Genomic DNA, 22,907 nt, shown 5'->3' with positions numbered 1-22,907 from the left:
AGGGGTGCGCGGCGTGCGGCGTGCGGCGTGCGGTCAGCGCCGAGGTGAGTCCCGCCGTCGTGCTGCAAACGCGAACAGCGAGGTGGTGGCCACGGTGGCCAGATACCCGGCGATCACAATGAGCGAAATTCCGGCCCAGAAGTAGTTGGTGGCGCTGCCTCCCTGGTCCGGGCCGGGGGCAATCCTGGCCAGCGAATACACGGCCACCGCCCCCGACGCCAGTCCCAGAACCACCGGGATGGTGACCCACAGCCGCAACGATCCCCAGTGCCGGCCAAAACCCTCCCACACGTTCCACGCGCCGCCGGTCCGGATAATCAGCCAGCCCGCGGGAATCATGAAAGCGCCCACCAGCAGGAACGCGGCCACCACATCGGCCGGCCGGTGCCACTGGTTGACCAGTGTGGAGATTCCGGAAACGATGGCGAAGGTGCCGCCCGCAAAACCCGCCAGCGGCCTCCACCGCGGCGATGCCATCAGAAACACTGCAGCCGCAGCCGAGGCAGCCAGCGTGGTGTGCCCGGACGGCAGCGAGTTGAGTTCCAGCGTCACCACTCCGCGGTCCGGCCGGACCGGCAGCAGCTCCTTGAGAACCTGCGTGGCCACATTCGCGCCGACGCACGCCGCAACGGCAATCCCGGCGGCGGTCCAGCGGCGCCTGATGACCGTGACAAAAAGAACCACGACGGCGGCTATCACGAGTGAGATGGTGGGCAGCCAGTCCAGGAACTCCGTGGCAGCCTTGCCGGCCGGACCATGCAGATCCACGGCCTCCACCAAGGCTGATTCATCGATGAACTGCCCGGTGGTGGTGCGCACAAAGTAGAAGTACGTGGCGATGAGGCCCGTGATGCAGGCCAGAGTGGCGAGGGCAAATAGGAAGCCCGTGCCCCTGGCCGCACGTGTCTGGTTCTGGAAAGTCACCAGTTCAGGGTGCCACAGAAAGTTGGGAGGCGCCTAGGAACGCTACTTGACGGAGGAGTTGAATCCGGGATCCCCGGATTTGACCGTCCGGATGGTTTGCCAGGTCAGCCGCGGCTTGCCATCTATGTCCGCGAATCTGACGAGTTTCTTGGTGGTCTGGGACATGGTGCCGTTGAGGACAGTGTTGTAGATAATGGCGGGGCTGCCATTCAGGGTGCCCTTGCGCTGGGCGGAAACTTTGGGGATCGCCTGTGCCTTGAGGCCGCCGGTGCCCGCCGCGATTGCTGTGTTCACGGCACGGAAAACCTGCGAGCCCTCGGCTGCGTTCAGGACCGTCATTTTCTGCGCGTTGGCTTTGTCCAGCGTCTTGTCCCAGGGAACAAGGGTGAACGCGATTTCCAGATTCACCTGGTTCTCGATGATCACCTGTTCGGCGGTATTCGATGCCGCAGGTGCCACCGCCTTGTCCAGCAGGTTCTTGTATTCGGCACCACCGTCCTTGGCCAGCTGGTACTTGGTGATGAGCCCGTTGTTGTCCCGGATGAACTTGGCATACGTGAGCTGGTCAAGCAGCGGCTGCGCGTAAAACTCATCCAGACTCAGGGCAGCCAGCCGGTCAATTTGGGACTTCTTCTCCGGCGACAGCTTGAAGTAGAGGGCATGCTTCACCACTGATTCAGGTTTGACCGTGGGATCCTCCGGCACGCTGGGCGCCGTGGCATCGGTGCTTGCCTGTGTTTCCTGTGCCGGCGCCGGGGCAGAACAGGCCGCCAGCGCCAGTACTAGGGCCGTCAGCACGGCTGCAGAAATCCGGGTGCGAGTCATGGACTGAGCATAAAGCCCACGGGCTGATGCCGGAAGAGATTCGGTTCTGGAAGATGTGCAGCCGGGTGGTTGCCGGCAGCGGCCGTGGGCGGGTTGCCGGCTGGCAGCGCTTAACCCAGCGAGGAGGCGAGCTCTTCCAGGAGTTCGAACTGCTCGCGCATACCGGTTTCCATACCGGAGTTGGCGATGAGGTCCCGGAGCTCCTTGCTGCCCGTCCGCACCAGGAGGGTGAGGTTGGTGCGCCCGCCCACTTCCTCGAACGTAACGATGTTGAGCGGTGCTTGTGAGTCCGGCATCTCCTCCTCGCCGGGCATTTCGTATACCTCACTGTTGACGATCCGCTCGTTGGGGACGATCTCACGGTAGGTACCGTGGAACGCCACTTCGAACCCGTTGTCCGTCACCAGCGCATACCGCCAGCTCCCGCCCACCCGCAGATCGATCTCGGCGACGGTCATAGTGCCCCGACGGCCGCTCCACCAGCGCCGGACAAGCTCGGGGGTGGTCCATGCCTTGTAGACCAGATGCCTCGGCGCGTTGAGCGTCCGGGTGATGAGGATTTCATTGTCAGCGGGAAGGGTCACGGTGACCGTTCCGCTTGCTGTTTCCGACATTTCCCTGCTCCTTTTGCCGTACCAACGCCTTGCGGCTATTGGTCTTCCTGCTTGAGGTCGTCCAGCACATCGTCCAACAGCTCGAACCGCTCGGCCCAGAGGTGCTGATAGCTGGACACCCAGTCGTGGATGGGCTTGAGAGCCCCGGGATTGAGCCGGTACAACCGCTGCCGGCCTTCGTCGCGCACATCCACGGCGCCCACTTCGCGGAGCACCCGGAGGTGCCTGGATACGTGGGGCTGGGCAAGGCCGAGCAGCGCCACCAGCTCATTCACGGGGCGTTCCCCGCGAGTGAGCGCGTCCAGGATCTCCCGCCGCCGGGGCTCGGCCACGGCGTTGAACGCATCTGTTGTGGTTGCTGCTCGCGCCATAACGGAATTCTATACCCATATAGATATATGTTCAATAAGCCGCGAGCGCGCTCCGGATGTACGGAGAGTTCAGTCGTGCCGGGATGTCGGCGGCAGCTGCGTCACCGACCCCTGGTGTCCGGGCTCGAGCGCGGTTCGCCTGCCACGCCGGTTGTTCCGGTCCCTGATGTGATCCAGCAGCGCCTGTTCCGGCCTGCCCGGGTTCTCGGCGAGATGCTGCAGCAGCCGGCGGCGGACCTCGGAATGCTCCGGCGCTGAATCGGCGAGGACCTTGTCAATGATGTCCAGGACCTGCTGGTGGAGCACCGGATAGTCCGGTCCCATGTCCGAAGCCAAGCATGAAGCCGGGGACACCCATTGTCCAGGGGCTTCGGATTCGTAAAGTTCATGCGCATCCTTTAGCATTTGGGGCTCCTTCGGTTTCCGTAGGGCTAATTTCAGTCTTTGCTGCTGCTGCTGCTGCTGCTGCTGCTGCTGCCGCTGCCGCTGCCGCTGCTGCCGCTGCTGCCGCCACTGCCACTGCCGCCACTGCCACTGCCGCCACTGCCGCTGCTGCCGCTGCTGCCGCTGCTGCTGCCACTGCTGCCGCTGCCACTGCTGCCGCTGCCGCTGCCGGATCCCCGGCCCCTGTCATCAGTGCCGTCGTCGTTCTGCGCCGCAGGGGCGGCGGGGGGAGAAGTCACCAGATCCTCGTGGACGAGTTTCACATCGCCTGAATTGTCGTCGTCACCAGATGGCGAGGTGTTCTTGGCCGGTGTGGCAGATGCTGACGGTGAAGGAGGGCGGGTGGCCGGGGCGGTGGGGCCTGCCACGCGCCAAGAGGCGGAACCATCCATATCAAGCCCCGTGCCTTGGCCGGAAGGGAACTCCGCAACAACCCCGGGTTGCTTGATCGCCGGCGGCCCAGCGTTGGCCTCGACCCACACGGAAATGCTGGAAAGCCCAATCAGCGGAATGCTCAACAGGTACCACTTCTTCATTGGAATCGTCTCTTCTCTGATGCTTCCACTTTGGCCGAACAAGGTGAGGCCGGAATGAGACTTGGGTGAGAGTCTTCTCATCTGCCGATCGGCCCGGGGGCAGTCCCTGCGGCGCCGGGTTCCGCATAGTCCGGCTCGGCGGTGGGCGGCACCGCGCTGCCGGGGAGGGCGGACGCATCCGGCAAGCAGATGAAGCGGTATCCCGCTCCTCGGACTGTCAGGATCCGTCCGCGGCCCAGCTTGTGCCGCAGGTACCGCACGTAAACGTCCACCACGTTGGAGGATCCGTCGAAGTGGTAGCCCCACACGCGGCTCAGCAGCTGCTCCCGGGTGAGCACCTTTCCGGCGTTTTCCATAAACGTCCGTGCCATCACAAACTCCCTGGCGGAGAGTTCCACCGTACGGCCAGCGACCTCCGCCGTGCGCAAATCGACGTCGAGGCTCATGTCGCCGCAACTCAGGGCCTGCGGCTCCGGGAACCCGGGACGTCCCCGCAGCCGCAGCCGCACGCGGGACAGCAACTCCTCGAAACGGAACGGCTTGGTCATGTAGTCATCCGCGCCGCCGTCGAGCGCCGCAATCGTATTCTGAAGCGAATCCGTTGCTGTCAGGATGATGACCGGCAGCGTGGCACGCATGGAACGCAGAGCCTTAAGGACAGCGAAACCGTCCATCCTGGGCATGCCGATGTCGAGGATCAGCAAGTCGAATTCACCGCTGCTCCCGTAGTCCAGGGCACGGACGCCATCCTCCACGCAGGTGGTGGTGAACCCCGCAGCCGTGAGGCCTTTGGCAATGAAACTGGAGATGCGGGGCTCGTCATCCGCGATCAGGATCCGCGTCACGCCGCACCGCCGTGGTCGGCCATTTCGTGGGGGTCGGCTGCGTGGCCCTTTGCCAGGTTCTTCGCGGGGCCTCCGGTCAGCCTCTTTGCCGGACCGGCGCTGTCCGGGCTGCTGTCTCCGCTGCTGGACGGTATGGACAGCACAAACATGCTGCCCTCGCCCGCCGCCGATTCCACGCGAAGCGTGCCGCCGTGGGCTTCGGCAATCGCCTTGACGATGGACAGGCCCAGGCCGGAACCGTCTGTGGCGGCTGCCGTGCTGGACCTGGCAAATCGTTCGAAAATGCGTTCGTGCTCTTCTGGCGGGATGCCGCTGCCCGTATCCGACAGCCAGATCTCAAGGATATTCGTGAGGCTCGCCGGCGCACCGCTCCGGGGGCCGCCGTCGTCGTCGGTTTCCGCCCAAGCCGCGCCGAGCGAAATCCGGTCGTCCTCACCTGTAAACGCCACCGCATTAGCTGCCAGCTGCTCAATTGCCTGGGTGAGCCTCCGGCGGTCGGCACGGATCAGCCCCCCGGGCTTGCTGTCGATTTCCCAGCGGCGGGGGCCAAGAACCCTGATCCTGTCCATGGCGTCCTCCACAAAAACATCCGCGTCAATCCAGTCGGGGGAAACGAAGTCAGGGCGGCCGCTGCGGGCAAGCACCAGCAGATCGTCAACCAGAACCTGCATCCGGTCCAGCTCATCGAGAAGCAGGGTTCTGGTCTGCTCCACATCTTCCGGATCCCCGGTCCGGAGCAGCTCCAAGTTGCCGCGGATGATGGTCAAGGGGGTGCGCAGTTCATGGCTGGAGTCATCCACGAAGCGGCGTTGGTTCGCGGACCCTGTCTCCAGCCGTTCCAGCATGTGGTTGAAATTCATGGCCAACTGGGCTACGTCGTCGTTACTGGACGGAACCGGAACTCGTTTGGTCAGGTCCTCGAACGTAGTGTTCTCGGTGGCTTCGCGCAGACGGCGGATGGGGCTCAACAGACGGCCCGTCACCAGGGATCCCACAATCGCGGCCGTCAGCAGCGTGGCCACCGAGGCCGCCGCGTAGATCCACATGGAACCCAGGATCTGTTCCCGCTGCATCCCTATCTCATTGGAGGCAACCAGCACCCCGTCACCCGGCCGGCCGGCCAGCGATACCGAGGTGATGGCCAGCCGCACCGTTCTGCCGTCAATGCTCATGTCCTGCAGCACCGTTTCCCCGGGAACGTACCGGCCCCAGACTGACTTCACCACCGCACGGGTATTGAGATTGGTGGGCTGGTCCCCTGACGGCATGATGGTGTTGCCGCTGCGGACGATGGTCATCACGGATTCATACCCTCCGCGCGCCCCGCTGCGTAGAAATGCGGTGAACAGTTCATCCAGGGAGGAGTAGCTTCCTGCACCGGAGCCCGGTGGAGCCTGATCCGCCAGCTGGCGCAGATTCCCGGCCGGCAACAGCAGCTCCTGGTTCACCCGGTCATTGAGGCTGCCCAGCTGGACCGCATGGGTGGCGGCGCCGGAGACAAACAGTCCCACCGCCATAAACGACAGGAGGGTGGCCAGCACACGGAAGCGGACAGAGCGCATTTCCGCCCTCAGCAGGCTGACGTGGCTCACCGGATTACCGGCCGAACTATTTGCGGATGGGGACAGGTAGCGGTCCCGGCGGGGTTTTCCTTCCGCCGGTTGCACCGGGAGTGCCCGGAGTACTTGGAATACTTGGAAGTACCCGGAAGTGCTGGTTTCCGCTTCATTGGGTCATCCATCTCATGGTGTTCGGACGGTTCCACCCCAGGGGAGGAAAGGCGGACATACCGCCGGGTATGCGGTTCCAGCCACCGTAGCGGGGCAGCCTTGGGAAAAACTTGGCTTTCCAGTTCGCACGGTGCTGCCCGCCACCCCCCAATCGTGCAACGGCTTCAACCGGCCGTGCGGGGAATGGCTCAGGCCAGTGCAGGGGAAAACAAGTAGTGGCCCCCCGGGAAGTCGAGTACTCGCTACTCGTGTACTGGCCCCGCGGATTGGTAAAGATGGGGCAACATCATTCCATGTGAATCGCAGGTGCTCAGATCATGCAGTCACTAGACGTTACAGAAACAGCCCACTGGTCAACGGATGCGGAAGCTGACCAAATAGATGTCCCCGCAGCGGGCTACGGTTCCGGGGCACTGTCCGGGCGCCTGTCCATCAGTATCTTTGGTCCGCTTCAGGTGCGTGGTGGGGGAGTGGTTATCGGGTCGCACGATCTGGGGGGCCCCAAGCCCCGTCAGGTGCTGGAGATCCTGTTGCTCAAGCTGGGGACGCCGGTATCCAAGAACCACCTGATCGAGGTTCTGTGGGGCGGCCAGCCACCGGCCGAGGCCCTGTCCACCCTCGAAAGCTACGTCAGCGTCCTTCGGCGTCATCTCCAGCCAGGCACCGGCAAAGCAGGCCCTTTGCGGACCGTGACCGGCGGCTACCTGATCGAAAAGGGAATGGTTGACCTCGATCTGGACCGGTTCGACGAACTCCTGCGGCGGGCCGGCCGGGCAACCCCGCAGGAAACGTACGCCCTTCTCCAGCAAGCACTCGAAGTAGCCTCCAAGCCGCTGCTGGGCGATGAACTGCTTCCGGCCTGGGCGGAAGAAGAACGCGCCCTCCACGCAGCACAGGTAGCGAGTGTAAAGGCACGGGCCGCTGAGGCGGCAATCAGCGTTGGACAGCCGCAACGGGCCATGGCACTGGCCAACGAGCTGCTGCTTGACGACCCGCTCAATGAACGGGCATGGACGTTCCTGGTTCTGGGCCTCGAACAATCCGGCCAATACCTGGAAGCTCTGCGGTCCTATGGCCGGTGCCGCCGGATCATGGACAAGGAAATCGGCTGCCAGCCGGGGCCGGCGCTGCGGGAGGCACACGCCCGCCTGCTGCAAGCCACCGCAGCCACCGAAGACGAGCTGCGCGATTCCACCGACGGAGAGACGCCCGCCCTCCGCGTCAACCGCACGCGGGAAATCAGAATTTTGACCGTCGATGACCACCGCACGTTCACGGAGCTCTTGACGGCCGCACTGGACAGGGAGCCGGATCTTCGCAGCGTGGCTTCCGCCACGACGGCCAAGAGCGGCGTGGAACAGAGCATGGCACTGAATCCTGAAGTGGTGATCATGGACTTCCATCTGCCCGACGGCGACGGCATCACCGCCGCGGCCCGGATCCTGGCGCACGCACCCCGGACGCGGATCGTGATGCTGACCGGGGACCCGACGCCGGAGACCCTGCGGCAGGCTGCTTCGATGGGCATCTGCGCCTTCCTTCCCAAGGGCGGCTCACTGGCCACCCTGCTGGATACCGTCCGCCACGCACGGGCGGGAAACATGGTGGTTCACCCATCGCTGCTGGCGCAGCTGGGCGCGGCCCCCGCACACCAGACGCAGTCCGCAGACGCCGGCGCACCGGTCCTGACACCGCGGGAGCTGGATGTCCTCCGGCTGATGGCCAGCGGCCACGGCTCCAAGGATGTGGCCTCCAAGCTGGACATCTCGCTGAACACCTGCCGCGGCTACGTCAAGGCCATCTTCGCGAAGCTGGGCACGCATTCGCAGCTTGAATCAGTGATGGTGGCATCACGGCGCGGCATGATTGAGCAGCCGTCCCATGGCTAAGCAGGCGCTCTCGACGCCCAAACTGCTACGCCGAAACGAAACCAACGCCTCCGAACGATCCGAGGTCAATTCAGCCGTCCGCGGCTTCCTCATGATGGGACTCATAGCGCTGGTGGTGGTGGCCACTCCCGTGGCCTTCTGGATCAGGGCCCAGGCCGAAGGGCAGGCCCTGGAAAATGTGAGTGAGTCCGCCCAGCGCCTGGCGGACCATGTCATCGCACCCCTGGTGACCGAGGCAGTCCAGGCCGGTGACCCGGCCGCCATCAACCGGCTGGACCAGCGGATGCAGCCCTGGCTGGACAAAGGATCCGTATTCCGGATCAAGGTCTGGGACGGGGACGGGCGCATCGTGTATTCGGACCTCCCCGCCCTGATCGGCAGGAAGTTTTCGCTTTCTGAAGAGACACTGAGAGCCATGACGGGCGCCGAGGTTCCCGCAACGCTGAAATCGCATGAGGGCGAGGACCACGAGTTTGAAGCCGGCTCCGGAGAGCTGGTGGAATCCCTGACCCACTCCCGGGCCGTCAACGGCCAGCCCCTCGTGGTGGAGACCTACTATGTGGGCGACCGGGTCAGACATGTGGAGGGCCTGGTCCTGGTGGGCATGATTCCCCCGTTCCTGCTGGCCCTGGCTGTGCTGCAGCTGGCGCAGCTCCTGCCTGCCGTGCGGATGGCGCGCCGCATCAAGGCCTACGACGCCGCCCGGAGCCGCCTGCTCCGGAGCGCTATTGAGTCCTCGGACCTGGAACGGCAGCGCATTGCCCGGGACCTGCACGATGAGGTGATCCAGGACCTGTCCGGGCTCTCTTATGTGTTGGAATCCGAGGAGCTGCATGGCTCGGAAAGCCAGCAGCCGCTCTTCGCGGAAGCCCGGCACATCCTGCAGGAGAACGTCCGCAATCTCCGCGCCATGACCACCGAACTGTATCCGCCGGACCTGAACCGGATGGGACTTTCGGATGCTCTGGCCAGGCTGGGGAATCCGCTCCAGGAGCGCGGCATCAGCCTGAAGCTGGAGCTCCCTTCCACATGCGCTCTGGACAGGGACCGCACCGCCATGTTCTACCGGGTGGCCAGGGAAGCGCTGGCGAACACCGCCAAGCACTCCCGGGCCTGCAACGCCGAGGTCCGCCTGCGCCAGGACGGCAACCGGGCGGAAATCCGCATCCACGACAACGGCTGCGGCTTCGATCAGGGCGCCGGTGCCCCCGAAGGTCACATGGGCCTGCAGATCATGAGGAACACCATCCGCGAAGCCGGCGGCACGCTCCAGGTGACGTCCACCCTGGGTGCGGGGACCACCGTGATCGCCCGTTTCGGCACGGCGCTGCTGCCCGTCCAATAGCGGCCGTTCCTCCTCTCCCGGGCGCGGCCTTCTGCCGCGCCGTGCCTCTGCCGGAGTTTTCCACATAGCGAAATCGGCGCGGAAGCCCCGGCTTTGGCGCCCGGTAGAGTGAAATCATGCCCGCCCACGCAGCCGTTCAGCCCCCCGATCTCCCGTCACTGGACGAGCTGCTGGCCGCTGCCTCCGTGGTCAGCCTGCCCATGCGGGTGAAGTTTCGCGGCATCATGGAGCGCGAGGCCCTGCTGCTCCGGGGCCCTGTTGGCTGGGGTGAGTTCTGCCCCTTCCCCGAATACCGCGATGCCGAAGCATCCCGCTGGCTGGCCTCCGCCATCGAAGCCGGATGGCACGGTTTTCCGGCACCGCGGCGGGACGTCATCCCGGTCAACGCCACGGTTCCGGCCGTGCCTGCCGCGCAGGTTCCGGACGTCCTGGCTCGCTTTGGCCGGGTGGACGCCGTCAAGGTAAAGGTCGCCGAGAGCGGCCAGTCCCTCGACGACGACGCCGCCCGGGTGGCCGCTGTCCGCGCGGCCCTCCCGGACGCCGCCATCCGCGTGGACGCCAACGGCGGCTGGGACGTACGGCAGGCGGTGGAGGCACTCACCCGGCTGGCCGGCGTCGGGCTTGAATACGCCGAGCAGCCGGTGCCGGATATTGACGGACTGGCGGAAGTCCGCCGTCGGCTCCGCGCCGCCGGCACAGCGGTCCTGATCGCCGCCGATGAGAGCGTCCGCAAGGAAAGCGACCCCCTCAAGGTGGCCCGTGCCGGTGCCGCGGACCTGATCGTGGTGAAGGCCGCGCCGCTTGGGGGAGTGCGGCGCGCGCTGGAGATTGTGGCGCAGGCAGGCCTCCCCGCCGTCGTCAGCTCTGCACTGGACACCTCGGTGGGGATCCGCGCCGGGCTGGCGCTCGCCGCCGCCTTGCCGGAACTGCCGTACGCGTGCGGGCTGGGGACGGTGTCGCTGCTCGCCGGAGATGTCACGCGGGATTCCCTGGTGGCCGACGACGGCGCCATCCGCCTGCGTGATGTCGCCGCCGACGCCGCGCTGCTTGAGCAGTACGCCGCGTCTCCTGGGCGCCAGGGGTGGTGGCTCGAACGGCTCCGCCGCGTGCATGCCGAACTGGCCGTGGCTGCTGGCCGGAGTTCACCATAACTTCACTGAAGAGACCTCCGGGCGTAGTTTCCGGCTGAAAGGGTGGGCGGGACGAAATTCACTCCCTGGAAGGTACCACCCCATGATTGAAACGACCGGGCGAAAGCCTGTCCTGCTGCCCATGCTCGGCCACACCAAAGGGAAGCGCAGTGCCGTCACCTGTGCGCTGAAGTGCGACAACGCCTGCTCCGGCGCCGTCTGCAACACCAGCTCCAACAGCTACTTCCGCGACATCGCCTCCGCCACCATGTCCCGCCGCGCGGCCCTGGGCTTCGGCGCGGCCGGTGCGCTCGCCGTCGTCCTCGGCGGGGCTCTCTCCTCTGCCGGCTCGGCCGTGGCTGACGGCGGCACCGGCCTTTCCGCCGCCGCGAAGAACGCCGGCGGTGCGGCCGGAACGTCGAAACTGAAGTTCACGGCCATCGCGCCGGTTGATGCCGCCGTCGACGCCGTCACTGTGCCCGAAGGCTTCACGTGGCAGCCGGTGATCCGCTGGGGCGACCCCATCTTCAAGTCGGCACCGGACTTCGACATCAACAACCAGACTGCCGCAACGCAGGAGCTGCAATTCGGCTACAACAACGATTACTCGGACATCATCGCGATTCCGGGCAGCAAGGACCGCCGCGCGGTGCTCTTCGCCAACCACGAATACACCAACGAGAACATCATGTTCCCGGCCTCGACTCCGGCCGCAGATGCACGGGCCATCGGCGCCGCAGCCCACGGCCTGTCCGTGGTGGAGCTGGAGCGCAAAAACAAGAACAAGCCGTGGAGCTATGTGAAGGGCGCGGAGCTGAACCGCCGCTTCCTGAACAAGACCACGTACGAACTGACGGGCCCGGCCGCCGGCTCGGCGCTGGTCAGGACCGTGGCCGATCCCTCCGGCCGAGCCATCAAGGGCACCCTGGGCAACTGCTCCGGCGGCACCACCCCGTGGGGAACCATCCTGTCCGGCGAGGAAAACTTCAACGGCTACTTCGTCTCCCCGGGCACGTCCGCCGGTGACAAGCGCTACGGCCTGTCGTCGTCGGCCACTGCCCGCAAGTGGGAACTGGACGATCCCCGCTTTGATACCCGCAACGCCGGCTACGAGAACGAGGCCAACCGCTTCGGCTGGATCGTGGAAATCGATCCTTTCGATCCCACCTCCACCCCCAAGAAGCGCTCGGCCCTGGGCCGCTTCAAGCACGAGGGCGCCAACGTGATTGTGGCCGGTTCGGGCCACGTTGTTGCCTACATGGGCGACGACGAGCGCTTCGACTACCTCTACAAGTTCGTCTCCAAGGACAAGTACCGGGAAGGCGATCGCAAGCACAACATGACCCTTCTGTCCGACGGCGACCTCTACGTTGCCAAGTTCACCGGCAGCTCCCCGGCGGCCGAAATCGACGGCGTTGGCGGCGTGCCCTCAGACGGCGGCTTCGACGGCACCGGCGAATGGCTGCCCCTCGTGGTGGGCGGCGCCTCGGCCGTGGCCGGGATGTCGGTCGAGGAAGTTCTGGTTTACACGCGCCTCGCCGCAGACAAGGTGGGCCCCACCAAGATGGACCGCTGTGAAGACGTTCAGCCCAGCCTGCTGACCGGCAAGGTCTACGTAGCCTGCACCAACAACTCGGACCGCGGCAAGGCCGGCAAGGAAGGCGCCACCGAGATCAACCCGCGTAACGCCAACCGCGACGGCCACATTGTGGAAATCACCGAAACCGGCGACCAGACCTCCACAACCTTTGCGTGGAACCTGCTGATGGTCTGCGGCGACCCCTCGACGGGCGATGTCACCTACTTCTCCGGCTTCCCGGTGGACCGGGTTTCGCCTATCTCCTGCCCGGACAACCTGGCATTCGACTCCGTGGGCAACCTGTGGATCTCCACCGACGGTGCCCCCACGGGCATCGGCAAGGCAGACGGCCTGTTCAAGGTCACCCTTGAAGGCGCCGAGCGTGGCAGGGTGGAGCAGTTCCTGGCCGTGCCCCGCGAAAGCGAGACCTGCGGCCCGATCGTCCACGACGAAGAGCGCAGTGTGTTCGTTTCCGTGCAGCACCCTGGCGAGGAAGGCTCCTTCGCGGACCAGCACTCCTTCTTCCCGGACTATGTTGCGGCCGGTTCGACGCCGAAGCGTGGCCAGGTGCGCGCCCCGCGCCCGGCCGTGATCCAGGTGTTCCGCGGCTAAGAGCTGCTCCTTCCAAACGCTCCTGGCTTTGGCAGGTTTTTGGGCAACGCTCCCGCACTTCTTTCCGTTCACGCGGCGGGAAGTGCGGGGGCGTTTGCGTTGCCAGCGCGAAAGCTGCGGGAACGTTTGCGACGGAAGTTCCGTACGGGGACGTTCTGGCGGGGAGGGACTGATAATTTGGGCAGTGTGAATAACCCGGCCCAGATCGTTGTCCCCAGAGTCCAGGCAGCCATTGCCCAAGCGTTCGGCGAGGACTTCCGGTCAACCGATCCCGTGATCCGGCCATCGCAGTTCGCGGACATCCAGATCAACGCCGCCATGGCTCTCGCCAAAAAGGTGGGCCTGCCGCCCCGGGACACCGCCGCGAAGATCGTCGAAACCCTGGAGCTCGACGGCATCTGCACCGCGGTTGAGATCTCCGGCCCAGGCTTCATCAACCTCACCTTCGACGGCACCTGGATCGAAGAGCTGCTGAACGCAGAGCCGACGGTGGCCGGCTCGGCGGCGGCCTCGGCCTCGGCCGCGGCGGGCGGCGCGCCGGAAGCGACGGCCCAGCGCGTCGTCGTCGACTATTCCTCCCCGAACGTCGCGAAGGAAATGCACGTGGGGCACCTGCGTACCACCGTCGTGGGCGATTCGCTGGTGCGGGTGCTCGAGGCGCTGGGGCATACGGTGATCCGGCAGAACCACATCGGCGACTGGGGCACGCCGTTCGGCATGCTGATCGAACACTGGCTGGAGGTGGGCGAGGATTCACCGGAGGCGGAGCTGCTGGTGGACGATCCCACCGCTTTCTACCGGGCCGCGCGGGCAAAGTTCGACGCTTCCGATGGTGTTGATGCGGGATTTGCCAACCGGGCGCGCCTCCGCGTGGTGTCACTTCAGTCCGCGGACGAGGAGACGCTGGCGGTATGGCGCCGGCTGGTAGCGCAGTCGAAACGCTACTTCAACGCGATCTATGCCGAGCTCGGCGTGACGCTTACCGATGCCGATATCGCCGGCGAAAGCTCCTACGATCTTGTTTTGGCACAGTTGTGCCAGGAGCTCGAGGACCGCGGGATCGCCCGGGTGAGCGAGGGTGCATTGTGCACGTTCCCTGCCGGATTCACGGGCCGCGACGACCAGCCGCTGCCGCTCATCATTCGCAAGTCGGACGGCGGCTATGGCTACGGAACCACGGACCTCGCCACCATCCGCTACCGCGTCCAGGACCTTCAGGCCGACCGCATCCTGTACGTGGTTGGAGCGCCGCAGAATGTGCACCTGCGCATGGTCATGGCCACCGCGCGCGACGCCGGCTGGCTGCCGGACACGGTGGATGCCACGCATGTGCAGATCGGGAATGTGCTGGGCGAGGACGGCAGGATCCTCAAATCACGCTCCGGCAGCCCGGTCCGGCTCATGGCGCTGCTCGAGGAAGCCGTGGACCGGGCGCGTTTGGTTATCGAGGCCGGCCGGCCGGAGCTGACTGACGAGGAGCGGGCCTTAACGGCGTGGCAGGTGGGCATCGGCGCCGTCAAATACGCCGACCTCTCGGTGGGGCACGACACAGAGTACGTCTTCGACTTCGACCGTATGCTCGCGCTGAGCGGCAACACCGGCCCTTACGTCCAGTACGCTGCGGCACGGATACGCTCCATCCTGCGGAAGTCGGGGGCAGTGACTGGGCCGGAAGGTGAGTCTTCGGCGGCAGCGGCGATCGCCGTCGTCGAACCTGCCGAACGCGCGCTGGCACTGCACCTCCTTGAGTACCACGCGACCCTGCAGAAGGTGGGCGAGCTGCTGGAGCCGCACCGGTTGTGTGCGTACCTGTTCGAGCTCGCGCAGCTGTTCACTGCGTTCTATGACCAGTGCCCGGTGCTCCAGGCTGAAGATTCGGTCCGGGAGTCGCGGCTGGCGCTGTGTGTCCTGATCCTCCACAGGCTCTCCGGCGGGCTGGCGCTGCTGGGCATCGAGACGCCGGAGAACATGTAGCCCCTCCCGCTTGGTGGCAGACTGGTTCGGTGACTGCTGAGCGCGAGCCCTCTGAACCTGCCCCTGCTGCGTCCCCGCCTGCCCTGAACGCGCTGGCCGCTGCACGGATTGCCGTGGACGCGCTGCTCAGCGGCGGGGTGCACTACGTGGTGGTGTCGCCGGGGTCGCGGTCTGCCCCGATGGCCTACTCGCTGGCCGAAGCTGAGGCTGCCGGGCGCGTGGAACTGCTGGTCAGGATCGACGAGCGCTCTGCAGGTTTCACGGCGCTGGGCCTTGCCCTCTCCACCGGCGCTCCGGCCGCCGTCCTGACCACGTCCGGGACCGCCGTCGGAAATCTGCTGCCAGCCGTGATGGAGGCCAATCACGCCGCCGTTCCGCTGGTGGTCATTTCCGCGGACCGGCCGGAGGAACTGCGCGGCACCGGCGCCAACCAGACCACCATCCAGCTGGACCTCTTCGGCGAGCATGTGCGTTTCGCCGCGGACGTCCCGGCCGGCGACAGCCCGCAGCGTGCGGTCGCGACGGCGTTGTCCGCGGCCACCGGTGCCTTCTCGAATGTTGCACCCGGGCCCGTGCAGATTAATCTGGCGTTCCGGGATCCGCTGGTTCCTGGGCCAGGGGAACGGCTGCCGGACTCGCCTGAACGCAATACATACCGGATCGGGCATACTCTGGAAGCCCTGGACCTGCCGCACGCTTCTGCGGAGCTGCCGGAGCGGCGCACCGTTGTTCTGGCAGGGCACGACGCCGGGCCGGTCGCCGAGGCTTTCGCCCGCGCCCATGGCCTGCCGCTTCTGGCGGAGCCTTCTTCCAATGCCAGGTTTGGGCCGAATGCCGTGGGTCCCTACCGGCTGCTGCTGGCGCACTTCGGAGCCGATGCTGCGCTGCCGATTGAACGGGTGGTGGTGTTCGGGCGGCCCACTCTGTCCCGGCCGGTTTCGTCTTTGCTGGCCCGTGCCGACGTGCCCTCGGCCCTCTACCAGCCGGTCCCGGTGGCCTGGTACGAGCCCGGCCGACGCACCGAGCTTCCACTGGAGAACCTGGCAGACCTCGCTGACTTTTCGGGCCGCGGCTCTTCCGTTTGGCTGGACGCCTGGCTACTGGCAGGCGCCGCCGCGCAACATGCCCTGGATGGAATACTTTCCAGCTCAGCGCCTGCGACAGGCCCGTCAGTGGGCGCTCTGGTGTGGCGGCACTCTGACGGCCAGCTGGTGCTGGGGTCCTCCAACGGCATCCGGGACGTCGACCTCGCGGGCCAGCCCGCCTCCGGGCCGCAGGCAACGGTGTTCGCCAACCGCGGCCTTGCCGGCATAGACGGCACCATCTCCACAGCCACCGGCATCGCTCTAGGCGGACTTCAGGAGACCACAGTGCTGCTGGGCGACGTCACCTTCCTACACGACGCCGGCGGGCTCCTCCTTGGCACCGGAGAATCGGAGCCTCAGCTGCGGATCGTGATCCTGAACGATGCCGGCGGAGCCATCTTCAAGCTCCTGGAACACGGTGCCGTGGAGGAGGCAGCCGGCTATGGAAACGCCGTCGAGCGCCTCTTCGGCACCCCCCACACAGCGGACATCGCGGCACTCGCCGCAGCGTACGGCGTCGAACATTGCTCAGTAAGCACGACGGCGGGACTCGCCGAAGCGCTGGCCGCACCGTTCGTTGGCCGCAGCATCATCGAGGTGCGCACGGACCGGCACGGGCTCCGCGAGCTGCACGCCCGGATCAAGGCCGCAGTTGGCGTTGCCGTCGCAGGGGTGCTCGCCCCGAAGTAGCCTGCCCCGCGACGCACCTCCGACTGTCGACTCGCGAATTACCTGACGAGTCTCGAATACCCGCATCGTCAGCCTTTCTGGGCCTCATCAGGAATTGTGGGCGTCGTCAGCGCGGCTGTCTCCGTTATCCACATGGCCGAGATAGGCACTGTTGCGGCCGGGCCAGGCCTGCGATCTTCGATTCATGACTGAATTACCCAGGCTCATACTGACCCGTGAGTGCGTGCAGCAGGGCGTGACTGCCAAGGATCTTGCCCAACGTTGCAAATCCGGCGCGTTGATCCGGGTCCGTCATGGCGTTTACGTCGACGGTGCCTCGTGGAAGGTCCTGAAGAAATGGGAGCAGTACCGCGTTCGCGTCAACGCGGCCGCCGAAACCTTCGTGGCTCCAGCAGTTTTTGCGTGGCACTCCGCAGCCACGGTTTGGGGAATCCCCACCATCGGCCAACGCCACGCTGTCCATGCACTGACGCTAAAGAACGACGGCGGCCGGTCGCGTGCCGGTGTGACCCGCCACTTCGCTGATCCCGCGGGACTGAAAATCCATCGGCGCGACGGGCTGCTGGTGACAAGCAGGGTGCGCACCGTCCTGGATCTGGCGGCATTCACACCGTTTATTGAAGCCATTGCTCCGCTTGACCACGTGCTCAGACCGGACAGCCGCCTCGGCTTGCCCGCTCTCCCCAAGGACGCGCTGCGGGCCGGAATCGAGGGCAATTACACGGCGGCGGCGACCCGCAGGATCCTGGCAGCAGTTGAATTCGCGGATCCGCAGTCCGGGTCTGCCGGCGAGTCGTACAGCCGGGCCCTCATACATGTTGCTGGCTTCCAGCCGCCCGTGCTCCAGTTCGAGATCCGCGACGGTTCCGGACTCGTGGGCTACACGGACTTCTACTGGGATGGCGGGCCGGTGGCCGGGGAGTTCGACGGCATCGACAAGTACCTGAAGCCTGAGTATCTCCAGGGCCGGACCGCCTCACAGGCCGTGGTGGACGAGAAGTTCCGGGAGGACCGGATCCGGGCCACGGGGTGTGGTGTGGTCCGGTGGGTCTGGGCCGACTTGATGGGAGCCGGGCGGCTGGAACGGAAGCTCGCGGCGGCAGGCGTGCCCCGCCGTCGGGCTCGTTCTGCGCGGTGAATCGGCGCCCCTCCCGACGCGCAAACCGTCACTCGACGCGCAAATGCCCTGGCGCTACCGGCATTCCAGTAGCGCCAGGGCATTTGCGCGTCGCGAGGCGGGAAGCGCGTCGCGAGGCGGGAAGCGCGTCGAAGCTACTCCGCGATGTCGATGTGAGTCGGGTCCAGCACGCGCTTGAGGAATTCCTTGGTGCGGCTCTGGGTGGGGGCGCTGACAACCTGCTCGGCCACGCCTTCCTCCACCACGATTCCGCCGTCCATGAACACCACGCGGTCTGCCACTTCGCGGGCGAAGCCCATCTCGTGGGTGACCACCAGCATGGTCATGCCTTCCCTGGCCAGGTTCCGCATGACGGACAGGACATCGCCCACCGTCTCCGGGTCCAGCGCTGAAGTTGGCTCGTCGAACAGCATCAGTTCGGGGTCCATGCTGAGCGCACGGGCAATGGCCACACGCTGCTGCTGGCCGCCGGAGAGCTGGTCCGGGAAGCGGTCGGCAAGATGTCCCAGTCCCACGCGCTCAAGGTTGGCCTGGGCCACTTTGTCCGCCTCGGCCTGGGAGCGCTTGAGTACCTTGGTCTGGGCGATGGTGCAGTTACGCAGCGCATCCAGGTGCGGGAACAGGTTGAACTGCTGGAACACCATGCCCACCTTGCGGCGCATCTTGTCGATGTCCACATCAAGGTCCGTGGCTTCGAAACCGCCCACGTGGATGGTTCCCTCGTTGGGCTGTTCCAGCAGGTTCACGCAGCGCAGCAGGGTGGACTTGCCGGAACCGGAGGGGCCGATCAGGCACACAACCTCACCGGGTTTCACCTCCAGGCTGATGCCCTTGAGGACCTCATTGGAGCCGTAGGACTTGCGGAGGTCCTTGATGGAGACTCCGGCGGCCTGGATGCCCCCGCTGTTGGGCCGGGAGTTTTGTACGACGTCGTTCATGACTGTCCTGCCTATCGCTTCGTCCGCGCTGAGCGGCTTTCGAACTTCCGGGCCAAAAGGCTCAGCGGGATGGTGATGACCAGGTAGAAGGCGCCGGCCACCAGGAGCGGGGTGAGGCCTGCGCCAAGGCTGGAGATGCCGTCGCGGCCGAACTTGGTCAGCTCGTACTGCGCGGTGGTCAGGCCCAGCACGTAGATCAGCGAGGAGTCCTTCGTGAGCAGGATGACCTCATTGGTGAGCGGCGGCAACACGATCTTGAACGCCTGCGGGATCACAATGGAGACCATGGCCCGCCACATGGGCATGCCCAGGGAGCGGGCTGCTTCCATCTGGCCCTTCGGCACGGCCTGTAGGCCTGCGCGGAGGGTTTCGGCAATGTAGGCGGAGGCCACGATGCCCAGGGACACCATCACCACGATGTTGACATCCCAGGAAACGCCGAAGGCCAGGGGCACGCCGTAGCCGAAGGCGATGAACACCAGCAGCGCGGGAACGCCGCGGAAGAATTCGATGTAGCCGGTGGCGATCCAGCGGTACAGCGGGAAGGTGGACAGCTTCATCAGGGCCAGCAGCAGGCCGCCGGACAGGCCCACGACGAACGCCAGTGCAGTGTAGATGAGGGTGTTCTTCAGCCCCACCAGAATGATGCCCGGGAACATCGGGCCGATCTTGCCGAAGTTGAAGACGCTGTTACTGACGGTTTTCCAGTCCGTGGCCAGAATCAGCGCGGCCACTGCCACAACGAAGATTCCGGCTTGGACGTAGAGGCTTACTTGGGCTCTTTGACGTGCGGTCATTGCCATGGAGTACTCACATTCGTTTTGCGCAGTTGAGGCCCCGTACGGGCTGCTTTACAGCGAGCTGCTTTACAGATCGTGACGGGGCCTCAACTGGGTAGGTCTCAGGGCTGCGTTGGCCCCAGGCCGGAGTTGGCTACTTGGCGGCTTCGCCGAACCAGGTGGTCTCGAACTTCTTCAAGGTGCCGTCGTCGGTCAGGCGCTTGAGCGTGGAGTTGATCTGATCGGCCATGGCGGTGTTGCCCTTTTTGATCGAGATGCCGAGCTTCTCACCCGTGGCGTAGTTTTCCACACGCTTCATCTTGGAGTCGTCCTTGATGGCGTAGGCCAGGACGGACTGGTTGCCCAGGGCGGCGTCGATAGTGCCGGCCTGCAGAGCCTGGACCAGAAGTCCGGTGTCCTCGAACTGCTGCGCTTCGATGCCCTTGTCCTTGGCGTACTGGGCGCCGGTGGTGGCCTGCTGGACGCCCACCTTCTTGCCCTTGGCGCCGTCGATGTTGGTGATGCCGGAAGCCGTGGTGGCCACGAGGGTCAGGTCATCGTTCATGTACGGGGTGGAGAAGTCCATGACGGACTTGCGGGTGTCCGTGATGGAGATGGAGGAGATGGAGACGTCGCACTGGGTCAATGCAGTGCCGGTCTCGATGGCTTCGAAGGAGCTGTCCACCACATTGAGGTCGGCCTTGAGGTCCTTGGCGACCTCGGCGGCGACGTCCATGTCGAAGCCGACGTTCTTGCCGTCCTTCTGGAATTCGAAGGGCTCGTAGGGGATGTCGGAGCAGACCGTGAGTTTGCCGGAGTTGATGAGCTGCACGCCGGCTGCGGACGACGCTGCCGGGGTGGGGCTGCCGCCACATGCAGTGAGGGTGAGTGCTCCGACGGCGAGGATTGCGGCTGCCTTGGCGGCCATCTTGGCTGTGGCGAGGGACTTGAGCTGCATTTTTCTTACCTTTTGTTGCAGGGCTATGCGTGACTAAATCGGTTTATAGTGTAACGCCGAATAAGAGATGTACATCACAGAAAACTAAGTTTTACTATTGGATAACAAATTGGAGGGTAAATGCAAGACCTTTGCGGCGGCGTGTGTCTCGAATCCCGGATCCATGCCCCCCGGGAAGCCCGCAACTGGCTCCCGCCGGCAGGCGGCCACGCCTCCCCTAGCTCTTGATCCCCAGCGATTCCAGCATGGGCCGGAACTTGGCCCACGTCTCCGCGAGCTCGGCCTCCGGGTGCGACCCTTCCACAATCCCGCAGCCCGCGTAGAGCCGAACGGTATCCGGCGCCTCAATCACGGCGCCGCGGAGGGCGATGCCCCACTCACCGTTCCCTGCCGCATCAAGCCAGCCGACGGGCCCGGCATACGGACCGCGGTCAAGGTGCTCAAGCTTCCGGATCAGCGCGCCGGCAACCAGCGTGGGCGTTCCACAGACTGCGGCGGTGGGATGCAGGGCGTTGATCAGCGCCAGGCACGTGGGCACATGCCCCTCCACCTCGGTGAGCTCGGCCTTCACATCGGATGCCAGATGCCACACATTGGGCAGCTCCAGGATGAAGGGTTCGCTGTGCGCGTTCATGGCCTCGGAAAACGGCGCCAGCTGCGTGGTCAGCGACTGGATGGCAATTTCGTGCTCATGCCGCTGCTTCTCGGAGCCAGCCAGAACACGCTCTGCATAATCCATGGGCAGTCCCGACTCGCCGGCCGCATCCCGACGGTCCAGTGTTCCCGCCAGCACACGGGCCTGGGCAGTGCGGCCCTCCACCTGGATCAGCATCTCCGGCGTGGCACCCACCAGCCCGTCCACACCATACGTCCAGCATTCGCGGTACCGCACGGCGAGCTCTCGGAGCACATCGGCCGCATTAACCCCGTCCGGCACCGTGGCCACAACATCCCTGGCCAGCACAAGCTTCTGCAGCTTTCCGGTGCGGATTTCCGCCACCCCGGCGGCGACGGCGGCCATCCAGTCCGCTTCGCTCAGCGAGCCTGTTGCCAGTGTTGCTTCAGTTGCCAGCGACGTTCCGGCCGCCACAGGAAGGGAATGCCCGACGGCGGCACCCGCCCCGTCGTGTGCGTCGCCTCCGGAAGAATCACCAGCCGGCGCATCAAGCCAGCGGTCCAGTGCGGCGAGGGCGCCCGCTTCGGTGAGTTCGCCGTCGTCGAACGTTAACTGGGTGAGCCAGGCGCGGCCGTCGCGGACGCCCACAACGATCTCCGGGACAATCATCCGCGACTCATGGGCGGAAACTTTCGAAAATGCGAACGAGCCGAAGGCCACGGGCCCCGTGCCGGGCAGCTCAACGGAGTCCGCAATGTCAGCCTCGAGGACCAAATGCCGCCACCAGATATCGGCCTCGAGGAAACGCTCCGGGCCGGCGGTGGTGAACCGGGCCGCTTCGCCGAAGCCCACCAGTCCGGCTTCGCGGCGGGTCCAGCAGAGGACATCGTCCCGGACCAGAAACGACGGCAGCCCCCCGGGGAATGATTTTGCATCCAGGGGGACTGTCAGTGTGCGGAACGTGCTCGTCATGATGAGACAACAGTACGTCTCTTCCCAGGAGAACCCAGTACTTTCCAGTGCTTTCCAGCAGATCCCCATGCCTGCAGGCCGTGGTTCGTGGGTCCCCTGAACTTTTGAGACAATGGAACGGTGAACCGAGCATCCTTGGATAAGCGTCCGGACGAAGTAGCCACGATGTTTGACGACGTCGCACCGAAATACGACGTCGTCAACGATGTTCTGTCCATGGGGCAGACCCGCCGCTGGCGCCGGGTGGTGGTGGAAGCCATGGATGCAACGGCAGGCCAGCGAGTCCTGGATCTTGCCGCAGGAACCGGCACCTCCAGCGAACCGTACGCCGATGCCGGGATCGATGTCATCGCCTGCGACTTCTCCCTGGGCATGCTCAAAGTCGGTAAGCGCCGCCGCCCGGACATTGATTTCATCGCCGGTGACGCCACCAATCTGCCCTTCGCGGACAACACGTTCGATGCCAGCACCATCTCCTTCGGCCTGCGAAACGTCAACGAGCCGAAGAAGGCGCTGGCCGAGATGCTCCGCGTCACCAAGCCCGGCGGCAAGCTGGTCATCGCCGAATTCTCCCAGCCCGTGGTGCCGCTCTGGCGCACCATGTACACCGAATACCTCATGCGGGCGCTCCCGGCCATCGCGGTCAAGGTGTCCTCCAACCCGGACGCCTACGTCTATCTCGCCGAGTCCATCCGCGCCTGGCCGGACCAGGACCACCTGGCCGCATGGCTGCAGGAATCCGGCTGGGAGAAGGTCACCTACCGGAACCTCAGCGGCGGAATCGTGGCAGTCCACCGCGCCCACAAGCCGCTCGAGTCAACGCCCGGCGGCGGGGCTGCTTCCATCGCCGCGCACACCGGACCGGTGGCCAGGCTCCGCCGCAACATCACCCGCACCCCGCGCTAGCCCTCAC

Annotated in this window: 20 protein-coding genes; 8 read left to right on the top strand and 12 right to left on the bottom strand. The window is 65.4% G+C overall.

Annotated elements, in window-relative coordinates:
• Positions 1-33: 33 nt before the first annotated feature.
• From V3C33_14155 to V3C33_14120, 8 genes are all read right to left on the bottom strand, one after another.
• Positions 34-924, bottom strand: coding sequence for a phosphatase PAP2 family protein (locus tag V3C33_14155; protein ID XAS66624.1), 891 nt, complete (start codon positions 922-924; stop codon positions 34-36).
• A gap of 42 nt (positions 925-966) precedes the next feature.
• Positions 967-1,749 (bottom strand): hypothetical protein, encoded by a 783-nt coding sequence (locus tag V3C33_14150; protein XAS66623.1) that lies wholly within the window; start codon positions 1,747-1,749, stop codon positions 967-969.
• 110 nt (positions 1,750-1,859) lie between these two features.
• On the bottom strand, positions 1,860-2,363 hold the full coding sequence (locus V3C33_14145) for an SRPBCC family protein (GenBank protein XAS66622.1): 504 nt from the start codon (positions 2,361-2,363) through the stop codon (positions 1,860-1,862).
• A 35-nt stretch (positions 2,364-2,398) separates the two neighbouring features.
• On the bottom strand, positions 2,399-2,734 hold the full coding sequence (locus V3C33_14140) for a metalloregulator ArsR/SmtB family transcription factor (protein XAS66621.1): 336 nt from the start codon (positions 2,732-2,734) through the stop codon (positions 2,399-2,401).
• Positions 2,735-2,803: 69 nt separating this feature from the next.
• Positions 2,804-3,139 carry a hypothetical protein gene (locus V3C33_14135; GenBank protein XAS66620.1) on the bottom strand — a complete coding sequence of 112 codons (336 nt, stop codon included), beginning with the start codon at positions 3,137-3,139 and terminating at the stop codon, positions 2,804-2,806.
• Positions 3,140-3,171: 32 nt separating this feature from the next.
• Positions 3,172-3,714 carry a hypothetical protein gene (locus V3C33_14130; GenBank protein ID XAS66619.1) on the bottom strand — a complete coding sequence of 181 codons (543 nt, stop codon included), beginning with the start codon at positions 3,712-3,714 and terminating at the stop codon, positions 3,172-3,174.
• A 77-nt stretch (positions 3,715-3,791) separates the two neighbouring features.
• The gene (locus V3C33_14125) at positions 3,792-4,559 is read right to left on the bottom strand and encodes a response regulator transcription factor (GenBank protein ID XAS66618.1); all 768 of its coding nucleotides are present in this window, start codon (positions 4,557-4,559) and stop codon (positions 3,792-3,794) included.
• Positions 4,556-6,151, bottom strand: a complete 1,596-nt coding sequence (locus tag V3C33_14120) for a HAMP domain-containing sensor histidine kinase (protein XAS66617.1) — start codon at positions 6,149-6,151, stop codon at positions 4,556-4,558. The genes V3C33_14125 and V3C33_14120 overlap by 4 nt, the downstream gene beginning before the upstream one ends.
• 455 nt (positions 6,152-6,606) lie before the next feature.
• Between V3C33_14120 and V3C33_14115 the strand changes: the two genes are divergently transcribed.
• The 7 genes from V3C33_14115 (at position 6,607) to V3C33_14085 (ending at position 17,731) form a co-directional block, all read left to right on the top strand.
• Positions 6,607-8,178, top strand: a complete 1,572-nt coding sequence (locus V3C33_14115; protein XAS66616.1) for a BTAD domain-containing putative transcriptional regulator — start codon at positions 6,607-6,609, stop codon at positions 8,176-8,178.
• The gene (locus V3C33_14110) at positions 8,171-9,523 is read left to right on the top strand and encodes a sensor histidine kinase (protein XAS66615.1); all 1,353 of its coding nucleotides are present in this window, start codon (positions 8,171-8,173) and stop codon (positions 9,521-9,523) included. Before V3C33_14115 ends, V3C33_14110 begins: the two co-directional genes overlap by 8 nt.
• Before the next feature lie 116 nt (positions 9,524-9,639).
• Positions 9,640-10,674, top strand: a complete 1,035-nt coding sequence (locus V3C33_14105) for an o-succinylbenzoate synthase (GenBank protein XAS66614.1) — start codon at positions 9,640-9,642, stop codon at positions 10,672-10,674.
• A gap of 82 nt (positions 10,675-10,756) precedes the next feature.
• Complete coding sequence (locus tag V3C33_14100; protein XAS66613.1) at positions 10,757-12,844, top strand: PhoX family phosphatase; 2,088 nt, start codon at positions 10,757-10,759, stop codon at positions 12,842-12,844.
• Between the two features lie 186 nt (positions 12,845-13,030).
• Positions 13,031-14,818 carry an arginine--tRNA ligase gene (gene argS, locus V3C33_14095; GenBank protein ID XAS66612.1) on the top strand — a complete coding sequence of 596 codons (1,788 nt, stop codon included), beginning with the start codon at positions 13,031-13,033 and terminating at the stop codon, positions 14,816-14,818.
• 29 nt (positions 14,819-14,847) lie between these two features.
• Positions 14,848-16,593: a 2-succinyl-5-enolpyruvyl-6-hydroxy-3-cyclohexene-1-carboxylic-acid synthase gene (gene menD / locus V3C33_14090; GenBank protein ID XAS66611.1), complete on the top strand. Its 1,746-nt coding sequence runs from the start codon at positions 14,848-14,850 to the stop codon at positions 16,591-16,593.
• 184 nt (positions 16,594-16,777) lie between these two features.
• Positions 16,778-17,731 carry a type IV toxin-antitoxin system AbiEi family antitoxin domain-containing protein gene (locus tag V3C33_14085; GenBank protein XAS66610.1) on the top strand — a complete coding sequence of 318 codons (954 nt, stop codon included), beginning with the start codon at positions 16,778-16,780 and terminating at the stop codon, positions 17,729-17,731.
• Between the two features lie 134 nt (positions 17,732-17,865).
• On the opposite strand, the gene V3C33_14080 is transcribed toward V3C33_14085, so the two are convergent.
• The 4 genes from V3C33_14080 to V3C33_14065 all read right to left on the bottom strand — a co-directional run bounded on the left by V3C33_14080 (position 17,866) and on the right by V3C33_14065 (position 21,994).
• Positions 17,866-18,669, bottom strand: a complete 804-nt coding sequence (locus V3C33_14080) for an amino acid ABC transporter ATP-binding protein (GenBank protein XAS66609.1) — start codon at positions 18,667-18,669, stop codon at positions 17,866-17,868.
• 11 nt (positions 18,670-18,680) lie between these two features.
• The gene (locus V3C33_14075; protein XAS66608.1) at positions 18,681-19,472 is read right to left on the bottom strand and encodes an amino acid ABC transporter permease; all 792 of its coding nucleotides are present in this window, start codon (positions 19,470-19,472) and stop codon (positions 18,681-18,683) included.
• 130 nt (positions 19,473-19,602) lie between these two features.
• A complete protein-coding gene (locus tag V3C33_14070) occupies positions 19,603-20,406 on the bottom strand; it encodes an ABC transporter substrate-binding protein (GenBank protein ID XAS66607.1) in 804 nt (267 codons plus the stop codon).
• A 217-nt stretch (positions 20,407-20,623) separates the two neighbouring features.
• Complete coding sequence (locus V3C33_14065) at positions 20,624-21,994, bottom strand: isochorismate synthase (GenBank protein XAS66606.1); 1,371 nt, start codon at positions 21,992-21,994, stop codon at positions 20,624-20,626.
• Between the two features lie 120 nt (positions 21,995-22,114).
• Between V3C33_14065 and V3C33_14060 the strand changes: the two genes are divergently transcribed.
• The gene (locus V3C33_14060) at positions 22,115-22,900 is read left to right on the top strand and encodes a demethylmenaquinone methyltransferase (protein ID XAS66605.1); all 786 of its coding nucleotides are present in this window, start codon (positions 22,115-22,117) and stop codon (positions 22,898-22,900) included.
• The last annotated feature ends 7 nt before the right edge of the window (positions 22,901-22,907 follow it).

It is taken from the genome of Micrococcaceae bacterium Sec5.7 (assembly GCA_039636785.1).
In the GTDB taxonomy this organism is placed as follows: domain Bacteria; phylum Actinomycetota; class Actinomycetes; order Actinomycetales; family Micrococcaceae; genus Arthrobacter.
Note: the sequence above shows the minus strand (reverse complement) of the source record. Positions and strands in the feature narration are given on the sequence as shown.